This window comes from Flavobacterium plurextorum (assembly GCF_024638035.1).
Lineage (GTDB): Bacteria > Bacteroidota > Bacteroidia > Flavobacteriales > Flavobacteriaceae > Flavobacterium > Flavobacterium plurextorum.
On record NZ_CP100442.1, the window covers coordinates 4,234,645 to 4,255,671 of the forward strand.

Sequence of the window (21,027 nt, forward strand, 5' to 3'; positions counted from 1 at the left end):
GGACTAAGAACTCAAATAGCTTTATAACTCACTTTATACTCCACATTTGGTTTTACAATCAACTGATATTTATTCTTACCTAATTCCTGAATTGTCCCTGAATTTGTTTTTGGTTTGCTCGCACTTTCAAAAATTAACTTCCCTTCTCCTTCACCTGCTTTTACTTTAATTTCTTTGGTACTGCAATAAATTGCAACTTCTCCGTTTGGCGTTGGAACTTTTCCTTCCATCCATTTTAAACCACCTAAACTTGGTTTAATTTCATATTCTGAATATCCCGGAGCGGTTGGTTTTACGCCTAAATAATATTTTCCTAATAAATAAATCGGACTTGCGCCCCAAGCGTGGCAAAGGCTTTTCCCGTAAGGACGACCATACATCGTTAAATGCTCTGTTCCTTTTTTACTTGGGTTATATTCTTCCCAGAAAGATGTTGCTCCTTCATTTAACATTCCTCCCCAATAATCTTTCATTTCTTTCAAAACGTAATTTTGTTCGCCCATTGCACACAATGCTTCCAACTCGTAAAAACGCATATATGGTGTTGTAATTTGAAGAACATCTTTATTAAGCAATACCTTCTTTTTTACACTTTGTTTTTGTTCTTCATTAAAATAATTGAAAAAAATACCGAACATATTAGCATATCTGGTTACGATATCTTGCATCTTACCGTCTATACGCTGATGTTTCATAACGTTTTCTTTCTTATCCCAAAACACATCAAATAATTTCGTTTTTAAATCATTTCCTAATTTTTGATACTGTTTTTGATCTTCCTTTTCGCCTGCAATTTCAGCACTAACCGCCATAGCTTCTAAACTTCTGGCTAAAAGCATTTGCTCAAAACTAACCTCGCCCGTTTTTGGCAATCCGTTCGCCCAATCAATAAAAACCCAATCTCCTTCTAATGGTTCGAGGAATCCGTTTTTATTTCTTCTTTCTAAACAGAATTCCATAAGTGACTTCATTCGTGGATAAAAAGTTTTGATAAATTTCGTATCGCCAGTGTGTAAGTAGTAATCGTAAACACCCACAAACCAATAAAGCGAATAATCCATTATGATATTTACGTGAGCCGTAACAGGATCTTTTCCTCGAAGAGCTAAAAGTGTTCGTTCTACAGAAGCCGAATCAAAGAATAAATAATAATTCATTAAATAACTTTGATAAGCGTCGCCAGACCAAACCCAACGGTCGCGTTTGATTCCGTCGATAAAAAATTCGCGAGAGGTTAAATGCATCGTATAAGCCGACACATCCCAAATTTGATTCAATTGTTGGTCCGATGATTTGAATGCACCGCGATAGTCTAATGGCAAATATTCATAAAGCATCGAAATCGAATCGTATTTTACCGTTGCATCTGCTTGCACTTGAACATAACGAAATGCTTTTGATCCGTCATGTGTGTAGGTTTCAGGCTGATTTCCATCAAAAGATAAATGATCTAAAGTTTCACATTTGGCAGAATCCAGCGCTTCTTCACGAGATTCTCCGTAATAAAGTGCTACTTTGCCTTTTCCTTTTAAACCGTGAATTTTGATATAACCAAAAGTTTCTTTACCAAAATCTACTAATTGACCAGCTCCTATTTTTTCTGTTTTTTTCGCACTCAAAGGTTTAGTTGTTAGTCTAAACTCAGAAGGTTTATTTTGTGGCGAATTAAAATTCCAAGAACCAACAGGAACCCAAGGTGTACCTGATTGTTGTGCTTTTCCTGTTTCATCAATCCAAAGTTTGTCTTCGTTGGTTACTTTCCAAGAAGCATCAGACTTAACATATTTACCATTAATATAGATTGCCGGCAATACTTCCTGATTGTAAACTTTAAAGGAAATTTTATGTTTTCCGGCAGGAATTGTTATTGATTTTGGTTGTCCATAAACCTGAACACCATCTAAAAGTAATTGAAAAGGTCCTTCAGAGAAGATTTTTACTTCGTCTGGTTCTGGAATATCGACTTCTGTTTGAAAAGTTACCAAAGCATAAGGACTGTAATATTGCCAAAGCGGCGGAAATACAGCTTCACGTTCTGTACGTCTTACTTGCATTTTATTACTTAACCAAACTTCGAAATCACCTGGATACCAGATCCATGTCGCTTCTTTTGTTTTTTCTTGTGCCAATACTAAAGAACAAGAAAAAATAGCAGCAAAAAGAACTAAAATCTTAAAAATGGAAAAGCGGCTTTGCATATATCTTTTTTTTTGGGACTAAAGATAAGTGTTATTTTTACATTTCACAACCTGTAGTGTCCTGTTATTTCATAAAATATTGCAATCTTTGATAATTATTTAAGGGAAAAATTACGAGATATCACTTTTTTAGTACTAAAAAAAATGATGTTTGGATTTTTATGGGATACTGATGAAACAGATTCGCTATCAAGAAGACATGGATTTTATTTTTTAACACATAGAAACATAGAATTATTTTGTCTACAAAAGGCGTTTCATTTGCATATATACACATAGCTATGAGTTAATGACTAGTCATTTTTTATTCTCTTTTTCACTAAGCAAATAAAACCTATGTTTCTATGTGTTCAAAAAAATCAGCGTCATCTATGTCTTCGCGATGGCGAATCCCGTTTTATCTGTGTTCTAATTTAGGCTTACAATCTAAGCAATCATCTTTTCAGACTCATTTTCATCTTCTAAAATATAATTAGAAGGAGTTTTGCCTAAATGTTTTTTAAACATATAGATAAAAGCGCTTGTAGTTTCGTAACCTAAATTGAAAGCAATTTCTTTAATGGATTGTTTTTCGCCAAGACGTTTTATGGCTTCTAGTAATTTTAAGCGTGTGCGCCAATCGCTGAAGTTCATCCCCAATTCTTTAATGAATAAGCGAGATAAAGTTCTTGTGCTCATAAAAGAAATTTCGGCGTAATATTCGATCGTGTTTTTGCTGGCAACGTCATTCATTAAAAGCTCGACAACTTTTTGAAGTCTTTCATGATTTGTTGTTGGCAAAAAGGTTGCACTTGGCTCAATTAAAGCCAATTCATCTAAGAAAACCGCAATAACTCTTTTTTGAGACGGAGTAAGATTTCCTTCTATTCCAAAAGAAATGATTTTAAAAGCCAATTGCTTTAAAAACATCGGAATATCAAATGAAAAACTGTTTGTAGGTAATCCTTCCATTTCTGACGGATCGATAAAAACGCTGTAATAATTAACATCTTTCTGAAAAGTAACTTGATGTTCGACTCCTCCCGGAAGCCACAAACCTTGCAGCGGATTCACAACCCAAATATGATTTCCAACCACAACGTTCATTACGCCGCGTGTCGCATAAATAAGCTGACCTCTTGGATGTGAGTGCGAAATACACATTTCATTGGTTACCATTTCGGTATATCCAATAACAGGAATTGATGGATCTACTCTGTATCCATGTTCTTGCGCCATTCGATATGTCCGAATCTGGTTATTCATTGTCCAAATATAGCAATTCTGACATTAGTATTCTTTTAATCTTTGCAAAAAATAACACAATTGTTGTTTTAACACTAATTAAAATTAAAAAAGATAACGCATGGACACTATCAAAGCAAATCCTGACATAGTTAAAAAAACAACCTACTCGATCTTATTCATTATAAGTTTTTCTCATTTAATTAATGATCTTTTACAGGCTCTAGTTCCTTCAATATATCCTCTATTAAAAGAAAATTTCAATCTAAGTTTTACTCAAATTGGTATTATCACTTTAACCTACCAAATGGTTGCTTCAATTTTACAGCCGTTTATAGGAATGTATACTGATAAAAATTCGAGACCATATTCATTGATTATCGGAATGTGTTTTACGATGGTTGGACTATTTCTTGTTTCAATTGCATCTAGCTTTACTTATTTATTATTATCAGTAAGTTTAATCGGAATTGGATCTTCAATTTTTCATCCAGAATCTTCGCGTGTGGCGCATTTGGCTTCGGGCGGAAAAAGAGGTTTAGCGCAGTCTATTTTCCAATTAGGAGGAAATGCAGGAAGTGCAATTGGGCCTTTATTAGCCGCTTTTATCGTTATTCCGCATGGACAATCTTATATCGCTTGGTTTTGTATTATTGCTTTAGTTGGAGTTTTTGCATTGTATAAAATCGCGATTTGGTATACGGCACATTTATCTGAAAGAAATGCGAACAAAGCTTCTCACCAAATCGAAACGCATCATTTGTCTAAAAACAGAGTAATTGGTTCGCTGATTATTTTATTGGTTCTGATTTTTTCTAAATATTTCTATATGAGCAGTATTACAAGTTATTATACTTTCTTTCTTATAGATAAATTTCACATTACAATTCAGCAGTCGCAAGTATATTTATTCTTGTTCTCGGGCGCGGTTGCTGCAGGAACTTTGATTGGAGGTCCAATTGGAGATAGATATGGCAGAAAATATGTAATCTGGGTTTCTATTCTTGGCGTTGCTCCGTTTACTTTGATGTTACCTTATGTTTCTTTATTCTGGGTTGGAACTTTATCTGTAATCATCGGATTGATTCTATCTTCGGCATTCTCTGCAATTTTGGTTTATGCAACTGAATTAATGCCTGGAAAAGTGGGTCTTGTTGCTGGTCTTTTCTTCGGATTTGCTTTCGGAATGGGTGGTTTAGGTTCTGCTATTTTAGGAAAAATCGCCGATGCTACAAGTATTGAATATGTATTTAAAATTTGTGCTTTTCTGCCTTTAATTGGTGTTATTACTGGATTCTTGCCTAATTTGGAGAAGAAAAAGAAAGCTCAAGATTAATTTTTTAAACACATAGAAACATAGTATTTGGATTGTCTGAAAAAGGCATTTTCATTTGATAATAAAACACATAGTTTTCTAGATTGAAAGCTATGTGTTTTTTATTTAAAGGTTAGAAACTTTCAAAGTTTAGTTTTAAAATGAAGAGTTAATTGCGACCAGCTTTAGCTGGATGAACAAATTAATTAGGAAGCTCAAAAGGCTTTAGCCAAAATATCTACAATTTGGCTAAAGCCTTTTTCTATTCTTTTTACATATACCTCCAGTTAAAACTGGAGGCAACACATAAAAATAGCCTTGCTTTATTTATAATCTTTTTCAAAATATAGCCTATGGTTTCAACCACTGGTTTTGTTTAAATAGATGATTTTTATTTCGTTTCAATTTCATTATTGGTTGTAATAATGATTTTATTTTGCTGATGTTCAATCGTCACGAAATTCCCGCAATTAAAACCGATTTTCTGAAGCCATTTTCCGCAAAGGCGTATTTCTGGAAATATAACATAACGATGATATGACCTTGAAATGTATTTTCGATGGATTTTTAATTGTCGTTTTTCTGGTTGCTTCATTTTATTTTTTTATTTCTTCGAAACAAAAATAGTAAAAATTATACTACAAATAATATTTTTCAGACACTAAATTATAGTTTTAAGGCAATTTAGAGTGTTTCAAATATTCTTTTTCTTATATTTAAATTATAAGATATTTGCATGAAATATCAATAAATCAACATTGTGTCGAAACTTAAGTTAAATAGAATAAAAGTTGTTTTGGTTGAAAACAATCGAACCAGTAAGGAATTAGCCAATCATTTAGGTAAAACTGTATCTACTGTTTCGCGTTGGTGTACAAATGAAGCTCAGCCTTCTATTGAAACGCTTTATGAGGTTTCTAAATATTTGAAGGTTGATATTCGGGAATTGTTGGTTTCGACTTCTAATAAAACATAAAAAAAAACGCTTTCTTATAGGAAAGCGTTTTTTTATAAATCTAAAATTCTACAGGTTTAAGATAAAACTAAATCGTCGCTCGTTAGTTTTACTTTTAACTTTCCTAATTTCATGACAGCTTCCTGTACTTTAATTTGATCTTCTTTTGAAAGGAATACTGGAATCAAAACTGCTATTTCTATTTTTAATAATCGATTTATTACTATTAAATCTCTCAAAGTAAATGGTTTAATACCATTCATAAGTTCTGACATATAAGTTTTACTTTTATGACCTAAAATTAAAGCCAAGTTTTCTTGAGTTAATTCAAGTTCTTTGAGCTTCTTTCTTATTATTTGTTTCCTATCTTCTATAAACAATCTCTCTAACTCTGCTATACGTTCAGATTTTTCACTTTCTAAAAGCTTGTGATCATCAACTTTATGAACATCATTCCATTCAGAGTTTTCATACTTCTCAATTATGTCACGTAACTTAGATCTTAAATTTTTAAAATGAGTATTATCCTTCGCCAAAAGTCTTAGTTTTCGATCAGAAATAAGGGCTCTTTCATAATCTAGTTCATTTGTGATTATACCACTTTCTATTATTTTCTCTATATCAAATTGTGTTTTCATTATTCTATATAGTTATTCTTACGTAACCATTTTTCAATAGTTGTTTTGTTATTTTTAAATATTGATTCGTACTCTTTATGCGTTCCCGCCCAAACTATAGTTGCTTCGCCATCATCATCAAACTCAATCAATATAAGTGTTCTATGAATATTCATATTAAAGAAATAAAATCCATCATTATGCACGCAGTCTAGATCATTTCTTATATTATTAATATTGTCTTTAGCAGGATTAAAGTTTTCTAAATCAGCAATTAACTTATCAATTTCATCACAGAGCTTTTTATTACCAATGTTTTTCTTTTTAATTTTTAAAACTGTCTTTTTTCCAATAATTCTCATAAACATCAACTTAGCAAATATAGTCAAAAGTTCTTATATAAACCGAACTTTTAATCTAGCATTCTTTTTCAAATCCATTAAAACGTACCTGTAAGATTTCCATTAATTAAATGTTGTAAATTCAAATAACCCATCTCTTTAGAAACAAACTTACAACTATTTTAAAAAATTTAACACGTATTTACCTTCTTTTTATTAAGTTTTATATTTTTAATTAATTTCAAAAGGCATAAAAAAACGCTTCCTTTTAGCAAAGAAGCGTTTTTATAATTATAATGGTTTGAACAATTTTTAATTCCCATTAAAAACCAAATACAAAGCCAAAATCGTCAATCCCAACAAACCAAACAAAAGCTTTACCTTTTTACTAGTTTTAGGAATATCCGTTTCATCTGAAAAATTGACTTCAGGATTTTTATCGGTTAAAGAAATAATTACCGCTGTAATTAAAAGCACAGCAAAAATGTAAAATGAAATCAATAAAAAGTGAGGCCAAACTGGATATTTATCGGCAGGAAAAATCCATAAATACAAAACTCCAACAAACAAACTAAAAGCTGAACCCCAAGAAAGCGTTGCATTTACGGCTTTTTTGGTAGTGCGTTTCCAGAAAACACTCAAAAGGAAAACAACAGATAATGAAGGCGCCAAGAAACCTAAAACTGCCTGAAAAATGTTGAATAAATTCTGCCCTTTTATATTGTCAATCGCAACAGCAATTAGAATCGCAAATACACATCCAGCCGCAATCGTTAATCGGCCAATTTTAATTTGATCTTGAATTGTCGCTGATGGGTTTATTTTCTTTACATAAATATCATTCGTAAAAACGGTACTTAAAGCATTCAGCGAAGAACCAATTGTTCCCACCAAAACGGCAATCATCACACAGATTACCAAACCGTTCATTCCGCTTGGGAAAAGGTTTGTAACCATTGTCATATAAGCCAAATCGGAGTTGCTTCCTAATTCAGGATATAAAGCATAACACAAAATTCCAGGAAGAATAAACAACGGCAACGCCATAACTTTTAGCCATCCAATAAAGTTTACGCCCAATTGTCCTTGTTCTAGATTTTTAGCTCCTAAAACACTTTGTACCATCGATTGATCTGTACAGAAAAAAGCAACTGCTGCAACAGGATATCCTAATAAAATAGCAGGCCACGGATAATGTGCATCGTTTGCGGGCTGTACTAAATTCCAAAAGTTTGAAGGCGTTTTGGCAATTAAAACATCAATTCCGCCTAGTTTTTGTAAACCTAAAAAAGAAAGTGTAAGTGAAACTACAATCAGCAGAATCATCTGAAAAACATTGACTTTTGCAATCGCTTTTAATCCTCCTGCAAACGTAAATATTCCAGAGAAAATCACTAAAACCGTAACGCTCTGCCACATCGGAATTCCTAAAATCTGACGCACTAAAACGCCTCCGCTGAATAATCCCAAAGAAAGCCAGCTTACTAATATTTTTACCAAAGCATACCAAGCCAAAATATTCTGCGTACTGTCGCCATAGCGTTTTCCCATATATTCGGGCATCGTACTTACTTTACTCGCAATATATCTTGGCGCGAAAACCATTGCCAAAAGCAGTAAAAACACAAAAGCGTACCACTCGAAATTTCCTGCTACAATTCCCGTAGCGTAACCAATACTCGCAAAAGCCAATAATGACGAAGGCCCAACATTGGTTCCCCACATATTAAACCCGATGCTGTACCAGTTTAATGAGTTTCCAGCTAGAAAAAGCGTTTCGTTTTTCTTTCTCTGCTTCATACTTACCACATATCCAATGACTAATAAAGCCACTAAATAACCCGCAACAATTACAAAATCGAGCGTGGTTAATTTGTCGTAGATACTGTTCATAGTCCGTATTCGTTAAGAATATCGGCAATTTTAACCGGTATTCCAGTTTGCAAAGATTTATCCATTGCCTGCAACAAAGCTACAGTTCCAATTCCTTCTTCCATATTTGGATACGCTTCAAAACCTTGCTCGATACTATCTGTAAAATATTCTAAGTAATTTTGATACTCCCCGCCATGATGACTTTGTCCTTCAAAACGGAAATAATATTTTATGGTACTGTCGCCCCAAGTAATCACTTTTTCTTCGCCAGTTTTGTCGGTAATCGCATAACGCAATTCATGATAATCGGCTTGACTTGCTCCTTCTGTTGCTCTCAAAATCGTACTCATTCCACTGTCGCGCTGCGCTGGCTGAGTCGGCGAAGTATAAACACCGCTTACACGTGCAATTCTTCCATCAGTTGCTTTGAAAATAAAGTGCATTGTATCTTCATTTTTCAATCCTGCATTTTGTCCGTTACTGCTGATCATTCCGTAACCCATTACTTCCTGAATATTGGGCAAATACCATCTTATAAAATCTACAGGATGACTCAAACCTCCGTACAGCCATTTAAACGATTGCAAAAGCGACCATTCTTTCTTTAAAAACCATCTGTGATCGGCGTGATATTGTGCTTCAATTGTAATTAAATCTCCAAGTAAACCCGCTTCATAATCGGCTCTTTGTCTTTTGGCAGGTTCGAAAAAACGAGAACTTTGCCCAATGAAAACTTTCTTTCCAGTTGATTTGCTTAATTCTAACAGTTCTTTAGCATCAGAAAGATCATCAATAAACGGTTTGGTGCAAACAACATGTTTTCCATGTAATAAAGCTTGTTTTACGTGTTGTGCATGAAGATGATCTGGCGTATAAATAGCGATAATATTAATTGACGAATCGTTTAATAAATCTTCGTAATTAGTAGTGTATGAATGAAAATCGAATTCTTTAGCTCTTTGTTTACACAATTCTTCATTTCGGTCGCATATTTTAACAAGCTCTAGTTTTGAACTTTCTATAGCAGCCGACATTGTGCTTCGTCCTTCTCCAAGTCCTAGAATGGCTATTTTTAACATTGGTTGTGGTTATTTTAGATTATTGATTTTAGTTTATTTCCGAAATCTTTTTTGAGATTATTTTTGTTTTTTCACGCAGATTAAGCAGATTGAGCAGATCTAATTTTTTCCTTCAATCTTTCTTCTTCAATCTTTCTTCCTTCTTCCTTCTTTACTCTATACTCTTCCTTCTTTACTCTATACTCTTTCTTCTTTACTCTATACTCTTACTTACTTCTTACTTCTTTATCCTACTTTTTCTCTTCCACATTCACCTTATCTAAAAAAATCCAAGTTTCGTCTGGTTTTGCACCTTCAATTCCTGTTTGGTATTTTTTCATTAAAGCGTTCCATTGATCTACTTTCGGATTATTCTCTGTTGTTTTCGGATTTAGTTTATCCAAATTTTCTCCTTTCGGAATACTGATTACCAAGATTAATTGTCTGTCTTTTTTGAAAACTTGCAATTGCTGAAAATCGGCATTACAGAAACCTTTTGCTACTTCTGGCCATTTTTCGAATTGCGTTTTATGATAATCCACATATTCTTTTTGAAGTTTTTCATCAGCAGGAAGATTCGCTGTTAAAACAATATTTTCCCAATCTGATGCAGGTTTCGAATCTTTACATCTTTCGAAGTTTTGGAAATCGTACACTAAATCATCATAGATTTTAATTTCTAAAGAAGGAAAAGCTCCCGCCAACTTTCGTTTCGTTCTTTCCGGCTGATTCATTTTTCCGTAAATCACCAAATGATTTTTCCATTGGTATAATTCCTGACCTACAATTCTAAAACCTGTTAAAGTCGATTTGATTTTTGCGATGTCAAAATCAGAACCTATCAATTCGATTGCATAAGGTTTTGGCATTTCCTGCAATCCCCATTTTTCATCGATGACAACTTCTTTTTCTAAATCTTTGTAAGGCGCTCTGATTCCGGCATTGTCTTTTATTTTAGTACTTACATATGGATCATTGTGCTCCCAGATATTCCCTTTTGGACCGTTATGATTTTTTAGAATTTTCTTTTCGGCAATCCAGTTGTTTTTAATCGTAAAACCTTCACTTCCTTCATCAGTATACAAATACAACCACAAAAACGGATCGTGCGCATACGGACTATTATAAACCTTGTCTATATAATTTTCTTCAATTCGGCTGTTTGGCTGAGCCGAAAGCGTGTAGATTCCTGCCACATCATGTAAATGTTTAGCGTAATGATGAATTTTATTTCCTAGAATTTTATTGTTCTGCATCACGTTTGGCGTGTGTGTCCAACCCCAGCCCATTGCCATTCCGGAATACGATACATCCGAAATTTCGTTGTGCTCAATAGTAATATTTCGAACAAAACCAGCGCTGATTCCTAAAGTTCCCCAATCTTCATTGGTTACGTTGGTGATTAAATTATCCGAAATCACTTCATCCGAACACATTTCTCTTTCATCTTTAATAACTAAAGGCAAATGCGCTTCAAAAGCTTCTTCAGAAAAAACACCCACATTAATGGCGCTTCCGCCAATATCTTTAAATAAATTTCCTTTAACGGTATTATGATTTGTTCCCTTATTTAAATCTAAACCTGTCGAAGCCAAATGCTCAAAACGACACAATTCAAACTGAATATTATTGGCATAATTTACTTCAACTGCTGAACGTGGTCTTCCTACCCAAGCTTGATTTTCTAAACTCGCCTGATTTGGCGTTCCTGGCTGTTTCAATTTATAAGCATCCAATAAATACATACCAGATTGCAATGGCACATGACCTTGTTCTGAAGGACGAAGCCAATTGCTGTATTGAAATGAAATTCCTTTAAACTGAAAATGATGTACAGGAGAATCGATCGTTCCTTTTACTTGAACTAAATTTTCTAAAACTGGAGCGGTAACTTTAACCGAATTAATATCTTCACCCTGACGTGGAATATAATAGACTTTAGCATTCTTTTTATCCAAAAACCATTCTCCCGGTTCATTCAATAATGAAAGAGCGTTGTTTAAGTGAAAAGCAGAATTTCCGTTATTTTTCGAAATCCACGGCGCAGGCCAAGGATGCTCACTTTGAATTCGGCTTTCAGGCTCTTCAAACGAAAGTCTGGCGCTGTCTTTCTGCACTTCAATATTTTTAATTCGAAGGTTCGCAATCGACCACCATTGCACAATAAACATTTCCATTCCCGGTTCGAACTTAACCGATTTATCTTTAAACGGAATCCAGCAAGTCTGCGATTTATGATCCCAAGACAAAATTCTGTCCATTGTATTTCCTGCCGTATTTTTGGCTCTAACGGCTTTTTTTCCGTTTACCCACAATTGTCTGTAATTGATTAATGAACCCGCTTTTTGAGGCGCATCGGCTACCCAAAACGTTCCTTTTTTACCATTTAAAATACTAACCTTTTTCCAGTTTTTTATTTCAATTCCACCGCTTATAATGGGTTTAGCATTTACATCGGCTTCAATTGTTGTTGGACTTTCGGCCGTTCCAGAATCTTCTGGTCGTACAAACAAAGGTTCATTTAAATAATACGTTCCGTTCATCACTATAATACGAACACCGTCTTTAATTGATGGATCTTTTAATCGGCGTAGTTCTCTGGCTTTTCGCATTGCCATATGAACAGTTGCCAGCGGATTTGATTTTGTTCCGAGGTTGGAATCATTTCCAGATGGTGAAACCCAAATTTCTGCAGCGTTTGCCGAAAAAATTGTAAATACCGTTAAAAAAACGATTAGTAATTTGTTGAAAGGAATTAAACGCATTATTTATAGTATTGATTTTTTTATTGGGATAAAATTACGAGGCATTAATTTTAAGTATTATTATTTTTACAAATAAATGTATTTTTAACACTTTTACCAAATAATTAGGACAATTTAAAAGAATATAAAATGACAGGTATCCTGTACCCTCCTGTAATTTGGACAAACATCAGATTCTTGCTCTACCTTTTAAGCTAAAAATTCAAATAGAAATCCTAATCCATTTCCCATAAAAAAATCAAATTCATAAAAAATCTGTTATAATTAAATCAAAATTGTCGTTTCATAATATTTTTTTAATAGATTTGTGTAATCGATTACATTATTAAATTATAGTTTAGAACGGATTTTTTTATTCATCAAATAAAAAAATAGCAGATAAAAAATCTACCCGACATCAAAAGTAAATTTTAACCATAATACAATTCTAATGAAAACTAACCTGACTAATCTTTTCTGTACAGCTTTGACCATTCTGGCAGCAAGTTTTTCTGTACCAGCTTTGGCACAAAAAGCATCTGACACTTACAAAGACATTGAATTTAAAATGACCAAAATAAAAGAGCCGGTTATTCCAAAAAACAGTGTAAACATAAAAGATTTTGGTGCCGTAAACGGCGGTTATGTTTTAAACACTAAAGCTTTCGCCGATGCTATAGATGCGGTTTCGAAAAAAGGCGGCGGAAAAGTTATTATTCCTCCTGGAATCTGGCTTACAGGTCCAATTATCCTAAAAAGCAACATTGAATTACACGCAGAAAGAGGTGCTTTAATAAAATTTTCTACAGACAAATCTTTATATCCTATTATCGAAACTAATTTTGAAGGATTAAACACTTGGCGATGCATCTCTCCTATTTATGGCAAAAATCTTGAAAACATCGCTTTTACAGGAAATGGTGTTTGGGATGGTTCTGGAGAAGTTTGGAGACAGATTAAAAAAAGCAAATTAACTGAGAGCCAATGGAAAGAAGCTATTTCTAAAGGCGGTGTTTTAAATGCTCAAAAAACGAGTTGGTATCCATCAGAAATCTTTATGAATGCTTCTAAAGGCGCAGATCAAAACGTGCGTCCTGATTTAAAAACTAAAGAAGATTTTGAAAAAATTCATGACTTTTTACGACCTGTATTGGTGAGTATTCAAAACAGTAAAAGAGTTTTATTTGATGGTCCTGTTTTTCAAAATTCACCAGCTTGGAATATTCACCCTTTTATGGTTGAAGATTTAATTGTGAGAAATGTAACGGTTCGTAACCCTTGGTATTCTCAAAATGGAGACGGTCTTGATATAGAATGCTGCAAAAATGTTTTAGTCGAAAACTCAAGTTTTGATGTTGGTGATGATGCGATCTGTATTAAATCAGGAAAAGATAAAGATGGTCGTGAAAGAGGTATTCCCAGCGAAAATATCATCGTAAGAAACAATATTGTATATCACGGACACGGTGGTGTAACGGTTGGAAGCGAAATGTCTGGCGGCGTAAAAAATCTGCATGTTTCAAATTGTACTTTTATGGGAACTGATGTTGGTTTACGTTTTAAAAGTGCACGCGGAAGAGGCGGTGTCGTAGAAAACGTATTTATTTCGGATGTTTATATGACTGATATTCCGTCGCAGGCTATTTCTTTCAATTTGTATTATGGAGGAAAATCGATAGCAGAAACTTTAGAAGAAGGCGGAGATAAAATCATTAATAAAGCAATGCCTGTAACGGTTGAAACGCCTCAGTTTAAAAATATTTCGATTACAAATATTACGATCAAAGGTGCTCAGCAAGCGGTCTTTTTACAAGGTCTTCCTGAAATGAATTTAGAGAATATCGAAATTTCAAACTTAACAGTTACAGCAGAAAAAGGGTTTTCGATTATTGACGCAAACGGAATCAAAATCACCAATGCGAAATTAGATATCGAAAACAGTAATGTATTTGAAGTTTACAATGTAAAAAATATGTCTTTAAAAAATGTCGAATTCAATTCTACATCAGCTAAAGCAGTAAATATAAACGGTGAAGGAAACGCAAATATTGAGTTGGTTTCTTCTAAAAATTTAGATTTTTCAAAAACAACGACACTTGGAAGTGATGTTCCAAAAGGAGCTGTAAAATTTTAATCACAATTTCAAAATGAAATTTACCAATAGTTCAAAAGCAGTTGTTTTAAGCCTTTGTGTTTTCTCGTTTCTACATTCGAATGCGCAAACTAACAAAGAGGATAAATCAGCAATCAGCACCAAAGTTTTTTCTGATGGAACCAATCATTGGTACCATATTAAAGACAAAACTAATATCGTAAATCCAATTCCGAATCAGCCTCAATATGCTGAAACGGATTATGCCAAAATTGCTGATAATATTTTGCTTTTTCAGCGCAATAATGGCGGATGGCCGAAGAATTACGACATGAAAGCGATTCTGACTCCAAAGCAGATTGATACGGTTATTGCGACCAAACCAATTCTGCATACTACTTTTGACAATGAAACGACTTACACACACGTCAATTATCTGGCTCAGGTTTATACTTTGACCAAAGAAACAAAATACAAAGACGGTGCGTTAAAAGGAATTGATTTTATTTTGGAAGCGCAATACGGCAACGGAGGCTGGCCACAATATTTTCCTTTAGAAAAAATATTACATTTAATGACGGCGCTTATATGGGCATTATGAATCTTTTGAAAAAGATCGTAAACAATGATCCTGATTTTGCATTTATTGATGCTAAAACCAGAAAAAAAGTGACTGAATCTTACGAAAAAGGAATTGACTGTATTTTAAAAATGCAGATTAAAGAGGATGGAAAACTAACGGCTTGGTGCCAGCAGCATGATGAAATTACGCTTTTACCCGCGTGGGCGCGAAAGTTTGAACCGCCAAGTATCTGTAATGCCGAAAGTGTTGATGTCGTATTGTTTTTAATGGCAATCGATAATCCGAATGAGAAAATTATAAACTCAGTGCAAAGTGCTCTAAAATGGTTTCAGGATTCTAAAATATACAATACCAGAGTTGAAAGTTTTCAGGCTCCGGAAATGGACTCCAAATACAAAAAAATTACCAATGATGTGCGTGTTGTAACTGATTCTACTGCACCGCCAATTTGGACGAGATATTATGAATTAGGAACTCACAAACCTTTATTCTGTGATAGAGACAGTCAGTTTTTGTATTCTATGGCAGAAGCAAGCCGAGAACGCAGAAGCGGTTACGCATGGTATACAGATAAACCAGAAAAGACATTAAAGAAATATGCCTCTTGGCAGAAGAAATGGACTGTTGGAAATGATGTTTTGAAGAATTAGGAATCGTTTATCATTTCGACCGAAGGGACAAATCGCAAAAGGAACTCTACAAAGAGAATCGCCAATCTTTGCCGACAAACTAGTGTGATTTCTCCCTTTGGTCGAAATGACATACTACGAGATTAATCTAATTTCTCGTTTAAATCTATAGCCCGTGGTTTAAACTACGGGCTATCTTTTTACAAATCTGCGAGCAAAAATCTGCAAATTTTGTAGAAAAATATATTCAGCCACAGATTAAGGGATTAAAATGATTAAAAAAATCTATGAAAATCCTTTAATCTGTAACTGAAAAATTACTTTTTTAAATTATAAAAAGAAACTGCATTCTCATACCAAATCTTATTTTGATCTTCGATAGAAAACTTCGAAATATAATCTTCTAAAGTTTTTACAACCTCATTATAATCAGAAGCAATATTAAGAACCGGCCAATCTGAGCCGTACATTATTTTATCTGTTGAGAAATTTTCAAAAATCACATCCAAATACGGCTTTAAATCCTCTGGTGTCCAGTTTTCCCAATCAGCTTCTGTGACCGTTCCTGAGATTTTACACCATACATTGTCGTATTTAGCAATTTCTTCTATTCCTTTTTTCCATGAATCAATACTTCCCGATTTAATATCTGGTTTAGCAATATGATCGATTACAAACTTTTGGTTAGGAAAATCTTTTACCAAACTTATCGCAGCAGGCAATTGACGATGAAAAATCAGAATATCATAAGTAAAATCAAACTCTTTTAAAGCTGAAATTCCGTTGCGAAAATCTGCTCTAAACATAAAATCATCAGCTTCGCCTTGTACAACATGTCGGAATCCTTTAATTGTTTTATTTGAAGAAAAATGACGTAAACGCTCTGATATATTTTCATCTCGAAGATCAACCCAGCCCACGATTCCTTTTATAAAATCATTTTTTGAAGCCAGATCAACAAGAAAATTAGTTTCACTTTCAGACTGGTTTGCCTGAACTGCTACACAACCAGAAAACTTATTTTCTGTGAGCAATGGCAATAAATCTTCTGGCAGGAAATCTCTTTGAATTTCTGACATACTTTCGTCAATCCAACTGTCTCTAACAGGATCAAATTTCCAAAAATGCTGATGAGAATCAATTCGGTTATTCATTTTGAATTAGTTTACATCGTTGATTAAAGCACGATCTAAATGCACATAACCTCCATCTACAAAAACAAATTGTCCTGTTGTATGCGAAGAACGATCAGAAATAATGAAAAGCGCTGAATCTGCAATTTCTTCTGTTTTAGTCATTCTGCCTTCAAACGGAATGCTTTTATTGATTTTCTTTAAAACAGTTTCTCCGTCTTCCAACGTTTTAATCCAATCTTCGTATGCAGGAGTATAACTTTCAGCAATAATAATAGCATTCGAACGGATTCCGAATTGAATTAAATCTACTGCCCATTCTCTTGTAAGTCCTAAAACGCCGCCTTTTGCAGCAGCATAACCTGAAGTTCCGCCTTGTCCCGTTAAAGCAACTTTTGAACCAATATTCAGGATATTTCCTTTTGATTCTTTTAAGTATGGAAGCGCATATTTAACCAGTAAAAAATAACTTACTACATTTAGTTTCAAAGAATTCATAAATTCCTCGTAAGAAGCATCTAAACCTGCACCATCATTTACACCAACATTATTGATAACCGCATCGATTCTTCCGTATTTTGCTACGATTGTTTTCACAGCATTTTCGATTTCCACAGGATCAGTTACGTCAGTCTGCACAAATAAAGAATCAATTCCCTTGTTCTGCAGCTTTTCAGCATAAGCGAAACCTCTTGCATTTCGGTCTACCAAAACTGGAATCGCTCCTTCATCTGCAATTCGGTTAATGATTGTTTCTCCAATACTGCCTTCCTTTCCAGCAGAACCAGAGACAACAATTATCTTATTTTTTAAATTTAAATCCATTTCTTTTTTGTGTTAAATGTGATTTGTAAAATGTAAAATGTTTTTTCTTTTGTACAATATTAAGATGTGAAAAATGAAATACAAAATGAAGTAAGTTTTGTTTTTTTACAACGAAAGTCACATCTCACATTTCACATTTCACTAATTATTCTATCTCAATTAACGCCTTAATTACATTATTTTTCGGATCAATCAAGTTTCCGAAATCAGTAATCATTTCAGTAAAATTTGTTCTGTGTGTAATGTATTTTTTAGGATCAATTTTACCTTCTTTCAAGCATTTCATGACATATTCGAAATCTTCAATAGTGGCATTTCTGCTGCTCATTAAAGTAGATTCTCTCTTATGAAAATCAGGATGACTAAAACTTAATTCTCCTTTTTGAAGTCCCACTAAAACAAATCTTCCGCCGTGCGAGATATAATTGAAAGCACTGTTCATTACTTTCTGATTTCCGGTTGCGTCAATCACAACATTCGCCATATCTCCGTTTGTCAATTCAGATAGTTTTGCGGCTACATCATCGTTTAACGGATTAATGGTTTCATCTGCATTCAATTCGGTTTTACAGAAATTTAATCGGTAATCATTGATATCCATCACGATAACTTTGGCTCCAGCAATTTTAGCAAACTGAATTAATCCAATTCCGATTGGCCCTGCTCCCATTACTAAAACCGTATCTGTTGACTTTACAGCCGCTCTTCGTACTCCGTGCGCCGCAATTGCCAATGGTTCAACCAAAGCCAATTCATCATAATCTAATCCCTGACCGTGAAGTAAATACTGTTCCGGAATCGTTACATATTCAGCCATTCCGCCGTCAATATGAACTCCAAAAACCTTAATATTTACACAGCAGTTTGTTAATCCATTTCGGCACGCAACACATTTTCCACAATTGAAATACGGAATAAAAGTTACTTTATCTCCTGGTTTAAAACCTGCAGCATTTCCTTTTACATATTCTGCTGCCAATTCGTGACCCAAAATTCTAGGATATTCAAAATACGGCTGAGTTCCTCCAAAAGCATGAATATCAGTTCCGCAGATTCCAATTCTTTTTATTTTTAAGAGAACTTCACCTTCTTTTGGTTCTGGAATACTGGTTTCCTTTAATAGAAATTCCTGCGGTTTTTCGCAAACAATATATTTCATTTTTAATTTTTTTTTAAACTAACTCGTAGGGTACAATTCGTAAAAATTTTACTTAAACACATCGAAACATAGATATTCTACGTTCAAAAAAAGGCGTTTCACTTGCATTAACAAACATAGTTATGTGTAAATGATGTATCATTTATTTTAGTCTTCTTGTTTAAAAAGGAAAAAATCTATGTTTTTATGTGTTTAAATAATTATACTCAACGAGCTAATAATTACTTTTTATAAGCAACTGCGGTTTGTTTACTTGTACCTAATCCTTCAATTCCAAGTTCTACAACATCGCCCGCTTTTAAGTAAATTGGATCTGGTTTAATACCCAAACCAACTCCAGGAGGCGTTCCTGTACTAATGATATCACCAGGAAGCAAAGTCATAAACTGACTTAAATAATGAACTAAATAAGGAATTTTGAAAACCAAATTTAACGTGTTGCTGTCTTGGTACTTTTTACCGTTTACACTTAACCACATCGATAAATTATCAACATCTTTTACTTCATCTTTTGTAGCCAAAAATGGTCCAAGAGGCGCAAATGTATCACAGCCTTTTCCTTTTGCCCATTGTCCGCCGCGCTCAATTTGAAATTCTCTTTCGCTGTAATCATTCAATAAAGCATAACCAGCAACGTAATCTAAAGCTTCGGCTTCTTCAACATAACTTGCTTTTTTGCCAACAACAAATGCTAACTCCACTTCCCAATCCGTTTTTACACTGTTTTTCGGAATAATTACATCATCATCTGGACCGCATAAAGAAGTCGTTGATTTAAAAAAGATAATCGGTTCTGTTGGAATTGGTGCGTTTGTTTCTTTACAGTGATCTACATAATTTAATCCAATACAGATTATTTTTGAAGGTCTCGCAACTGGAGATCCTAAACGAACACTCGCATCAACTTCTGGTAAAGAAGGATTGCTGTCTAATGCTTTTTGTAATTTTTCTAAACCATTTTCTTCAAAAAAGCTTTCGTTAAAATCTGAAACGATAGAAGAAACATCATATCTTTTTTCATTAATTAAAACTCCTGGTTTTTCTTTTCCGATTTCTCCAAAACGTATTAATTTCATTTTTTTTCTATTTTTTGATTAATTATTTTTTAGGTTCTAAGGTACTGAGTTACTAAGGTTCTGAGGTTTTTCGATCTGTGAGTCGCTAAGCATCTAAATTCAAAAAAACTTAGAACCTTAGTACCTTTTCTAGTTATTTAATTTAATAAATCCTCCGTCGATTGGGTAATCGCATCCTGTAATAAATCCAGCTTCTTCGCTGCATAAGTACAAAGCCAGAGCGGCAATTTCGTCTGGTTTTCCCATACGCCCGATTGGCTGTGATTTAGAAAGTTTATCGAACATTTCTTCTTCTTTTCCAGCATAATTTTTAGAGATAAATCCATCTACAAAAGGTGTGTGGACTCTTGCAGGAGAAATAGAATTACATCTGATATTTTCACTTAAATAATCTCTTGCTACAGATAAAGTCATTGCCATTACAGCTCCTTTTGCTGTTGAATAAGCAAATCTATCCGAAATTCCAACCCACGCCGCAATTGAAGCCATGTTTAAAATCACACCGCCATTTGAAAGTCGGAATTGTGGAATTGCAGCAAACAAACAGTTGTAAACTCCTTTTACGTTTACGTCCATTACGCGATCAAAATCAGCTTCAGAAGTAGTGTCTACTTTCCCAACATTTGCAATTCCTGCATTATTGATTAAAATATTGATATTTCCTATTTTTTCGAAAGTCGCTTTAACATCAGCCTGACTGGAAACATTACAGGCATAAGAAAACACACTTCCACCTGCATTTTTAATTTCGTCAACAGCATCCTGTGCACTTTCGATAGATAAATCAATAATATGAACTTCTGCACCTTGCTTGGCAAACAAAGCAGCAATTGCTCTTCCAATTCCGCTTCCTCCTCCTGTTATGACTGCTTTTTTATTTTGTAATGAAAACATCTCTTTAATTATTTAGTATTATAAAAACCGTATTTTTTTGACTAAAACATTCATATAAAATAATAAATGTAAAAAATACAATTACAAATGTAGCTGATATAAATTAAATTTGAGTTTTATTTTTTTACTAATCTAATAAAATGATCTTTCTTTAATAAATTATAACATTTTTTGTGCGCTTTGTAAAAATTTTACAGAAGTTTAAAGGTATACATAAAAAAGAATGTGTTAAAAACTACAATTTCTTGCCTATCTCAATCTTATTCCTAATTTTGTAATTGTATTTTTTACATTTATTATTTTCCATAC

General features: G+C 33.8%; 16 protein-coding genes and 1 pseudogene. 4 read left to right on the top strand and 13 right to left on the bottom strand.

Annotated elements, in window-relative coordinates:
* Positions 1–11 precede the first annotated feature (11 nt).
* Both NLG42_RS18475 and NLG42_RS18480 read right to left on the bottom strand, forming a co-directional pair.
* Positions 12–2,198, bottom strand: coding sequence for an alpha-L-rhamnosidase-related protein (locus NLG42_RS18475; RefSeq protein ID WP_257681854.1), 2,187 nt, complete (start codon positions 2,196–2,198; stop codon positions 12–14).
* A 426-nt stretch (positions 2,199–2,624) separates the two neighbouring features.
* On the bottom strand, positions 2,625–3,443 hold the full coding sequence (locus NLG42_RS18480; RefSeq protein WP_257681855.1) for an AraC family transcriptional regulator: 819 nt from the start codon (positions 3,441–3,443) through the stop codon (positions 2,625–2,627).
* A 100-nt stretch (positions 3,444–3,543) separates the two neighbouring features.
* Between NLG42_RS18480 and NLG42_RS18485 the strand changes: the two genes are divergently transcribed.
* On the top strand, positions 3,544–4,758 hold the full coding sequence (locus NLG42_RS18485; RefSeq protein WP_257681856.1) for an MFS transporter: 1,215 nt from the start codon (positions 3,544–3,546) through the stop codon (positions 4,756–4,758).
* Positions 4,759–5,128: 370 nt separating this feature from the next.
* Here NLG42_RS18485 and NLG42_RS18490 read toward each other — a convergent pair whose 3' ends face one another.
* Positions 5,129–5,332, bottom strand: coding sequence for a SymE family type I addiction module toxin (locus NLG42_RS18490; RefSeq protein WP_099718639.1), 204 nt, complete (start codon positions 5,330–5,332; stop codon positions 5,129–5,131).
* A gap of 165 nt (positions 5,333–5,497) precedes the next feature.
* On the opposite strand from NLG42_RS18490, the gene NLG42_RS18495 reads away from it, so the two are divergent.
* Positions 5,498–5,713: a helix-turn-helix transcriptional regulator gene (locus tag NLG42_RS18495; protein WP_257681857.1), complete on the top strand. Its 216-nt coding sequence runs from the start codon at positions 5,498–5,500 to the stop codon at positions 5,711–5,713.
* Positions 5,714–5,769: 56 nt separating this feature from the next.
* On the opposite strand, the gene NLG42_RS18500 is transcribed toward NLG42_RS18495, so the two are convergent.
* From NLG42_RS18500 to NLG42_RS18520, 5 genes are all read right to left on the bottom strand, one after another.
* A complete protein-coding gene (locus tag NLG42_RS18500; RefSeq protein ID WP_257681858.1) occupies positions 5,770–6,330 on the bottom strand; it encodes a helix-turn-helix domain-containing protein in 561 nt (186 codons plus the stop codon).
* A complete protein-coding gene (locus tag NLG42_RS18505) occupies positions 6,330–6,671 on the bottom strand; it encodes a type II toxin-antitoxin system HigB family toxin (RefSeq protein ID WP_089056470.1) in 342 nt (113 codons plus the stop codon). Before NLG42_RS18505 ends, NLG42_RS18500 begins: the two co-directional genes overlap by 1 nt.
* Before the next feature lie 291 nt (positions 6,672–6,962).
* Positions 6,963–8,543: a sodium:solute symporter gene (locus tag NLG42_RS18510; protein ID WP_089056471.1), complete on the bottom strand. Its 1,581-nt coding sequence runs from the start codon at positions 8,541–8,543 to the stop codon at positions 6,963–6,965.
* Complete coding sequence (locus tag NLG42_RS18515; RefSeq protein WP_257681859.1) at positions 8,540–9,604, bottom strand: Gfo/Idh/MocA family protein; 1,065 nt, start codon at positions 9,602–9,604, stop codon at positions 8,540–8,542. Before NLG42_RS18515 ends, NLG42_RS18510 begins: the two co-directional genes overlap by 4 nt.
* A gap of 230 nt (positions 9,605–9,834) precedes the next feature.
* Positions 9,835–12,348: an L-rhamnose mutarotase gene (locus NLG42_RS18520; RefSeq protein ID WP_257681860.1), complete on the bottom strand. Its 2,514-nt coding sequence runs from the start codon at positions 12,346–12,348 to the stop codon at positions 9,835–9,837.
* A gap of 430 nt (positions 12,349–12,778) precedes the next feature.
* Between NLG42_RS18520 and NLG42_RS18525 the strand changes: the two genes are divergently transcribed.
* On the top strand, positions 12,779–14,461 hold the full coding sequence (locus tag NLG42_RS18525; protein WP_257681861.1) for a glycoside hydrolase family 28 protein: 1,683 nt from the start codon (positions 12,779–12,781) through the stop codon (positions 14,459–14,461).
* 289 nt (positions 14,462–14,750) lie between these two features.
* A pseudogene (gene pelA, locus NLG42_RS18530) lies at positions 14,751–15,652 on the top strand (pectate lyase).
* Positions 15,653–15,948: 296 nt separating this feature from the next.
* Here pelA and NLG42_RS18535 read toward each other — a convergent pair.
* The 5 genes from NLG42_RS18535 to NLG42_RS18555 all read right to left on the bottom strand — a co-directional run bounded on the left by NLG42_RS18535 (position 15,949) and on the right by NLG42_RS18555 (position 20,718).
* Positions 15,949–16,785: an amidohydrolase family protein gene (locus NLG42_RS18535; protein WP_257681862.1), complete on the bottom strand. Its 837-nt coding sequence runs from the start codon at positions 16,783–16,785 to the stop codon at positions 15,949–15,951.
* A gap of 6 nt (positions 16,786–16,791) precedes the next feature.
* The gene (locus NLG42_RS18540; RefSeq protein WP_257681863.1) at positions 16,792–17,589 is read right to left on the bottom strand and encodes an SDR family oxidoreductase; all 798 of its coding nucleotides are present in this window, start codon (positions 17,587–17,589) and stop codon (positions 16,792–16,794) included.
* A 145-nt stretch (positions 17,590–17,734) separates the two neighbouring features.
* On the bottom strand, positions 17,735–18,748 hold the full coding sequence (locus NLG42_RS18545) for a zinc-binding alcohol dehydrogenase family protein (RefSeq protein WP_257681864.1): 1,014 nt from the start codon (positions 18,746–18,748) through the stop codon (positions 17,735–17,737).
* Between the two features lie 221 nt (positions 18,749–18,969).
* Positions 18,970–19,824 carry a fumarylacetoacetate hydrolase family protein gene (locus NLG42_RS18550; RefSeq protein ID WP_089056479.1) on the bottom strand — a complete coding sequence of 285 codons (855 nt, stop codon included), beginning with the start codon at positions 19,822–19,824 and terminating at the stop codon, positions 18,970–18,972.
* Positions 19,825–19,953: 129 nt separating this feature from the next.
* Positions 19,954–20,718 (bottom strand): SDR family NAD(P)-dependent oxidoreductase, encoded by a 765-nt coding sequence (locus tag NLG42_RS18555; RefSeq protein WP_257681865.1) that lies wholly within the window; start codon positions 20,716–20,718, stop codon positions 19,954–19,956.
* Between the last annotated feature and the right edge of the window lie 309 nt (positions 20,719–21,027).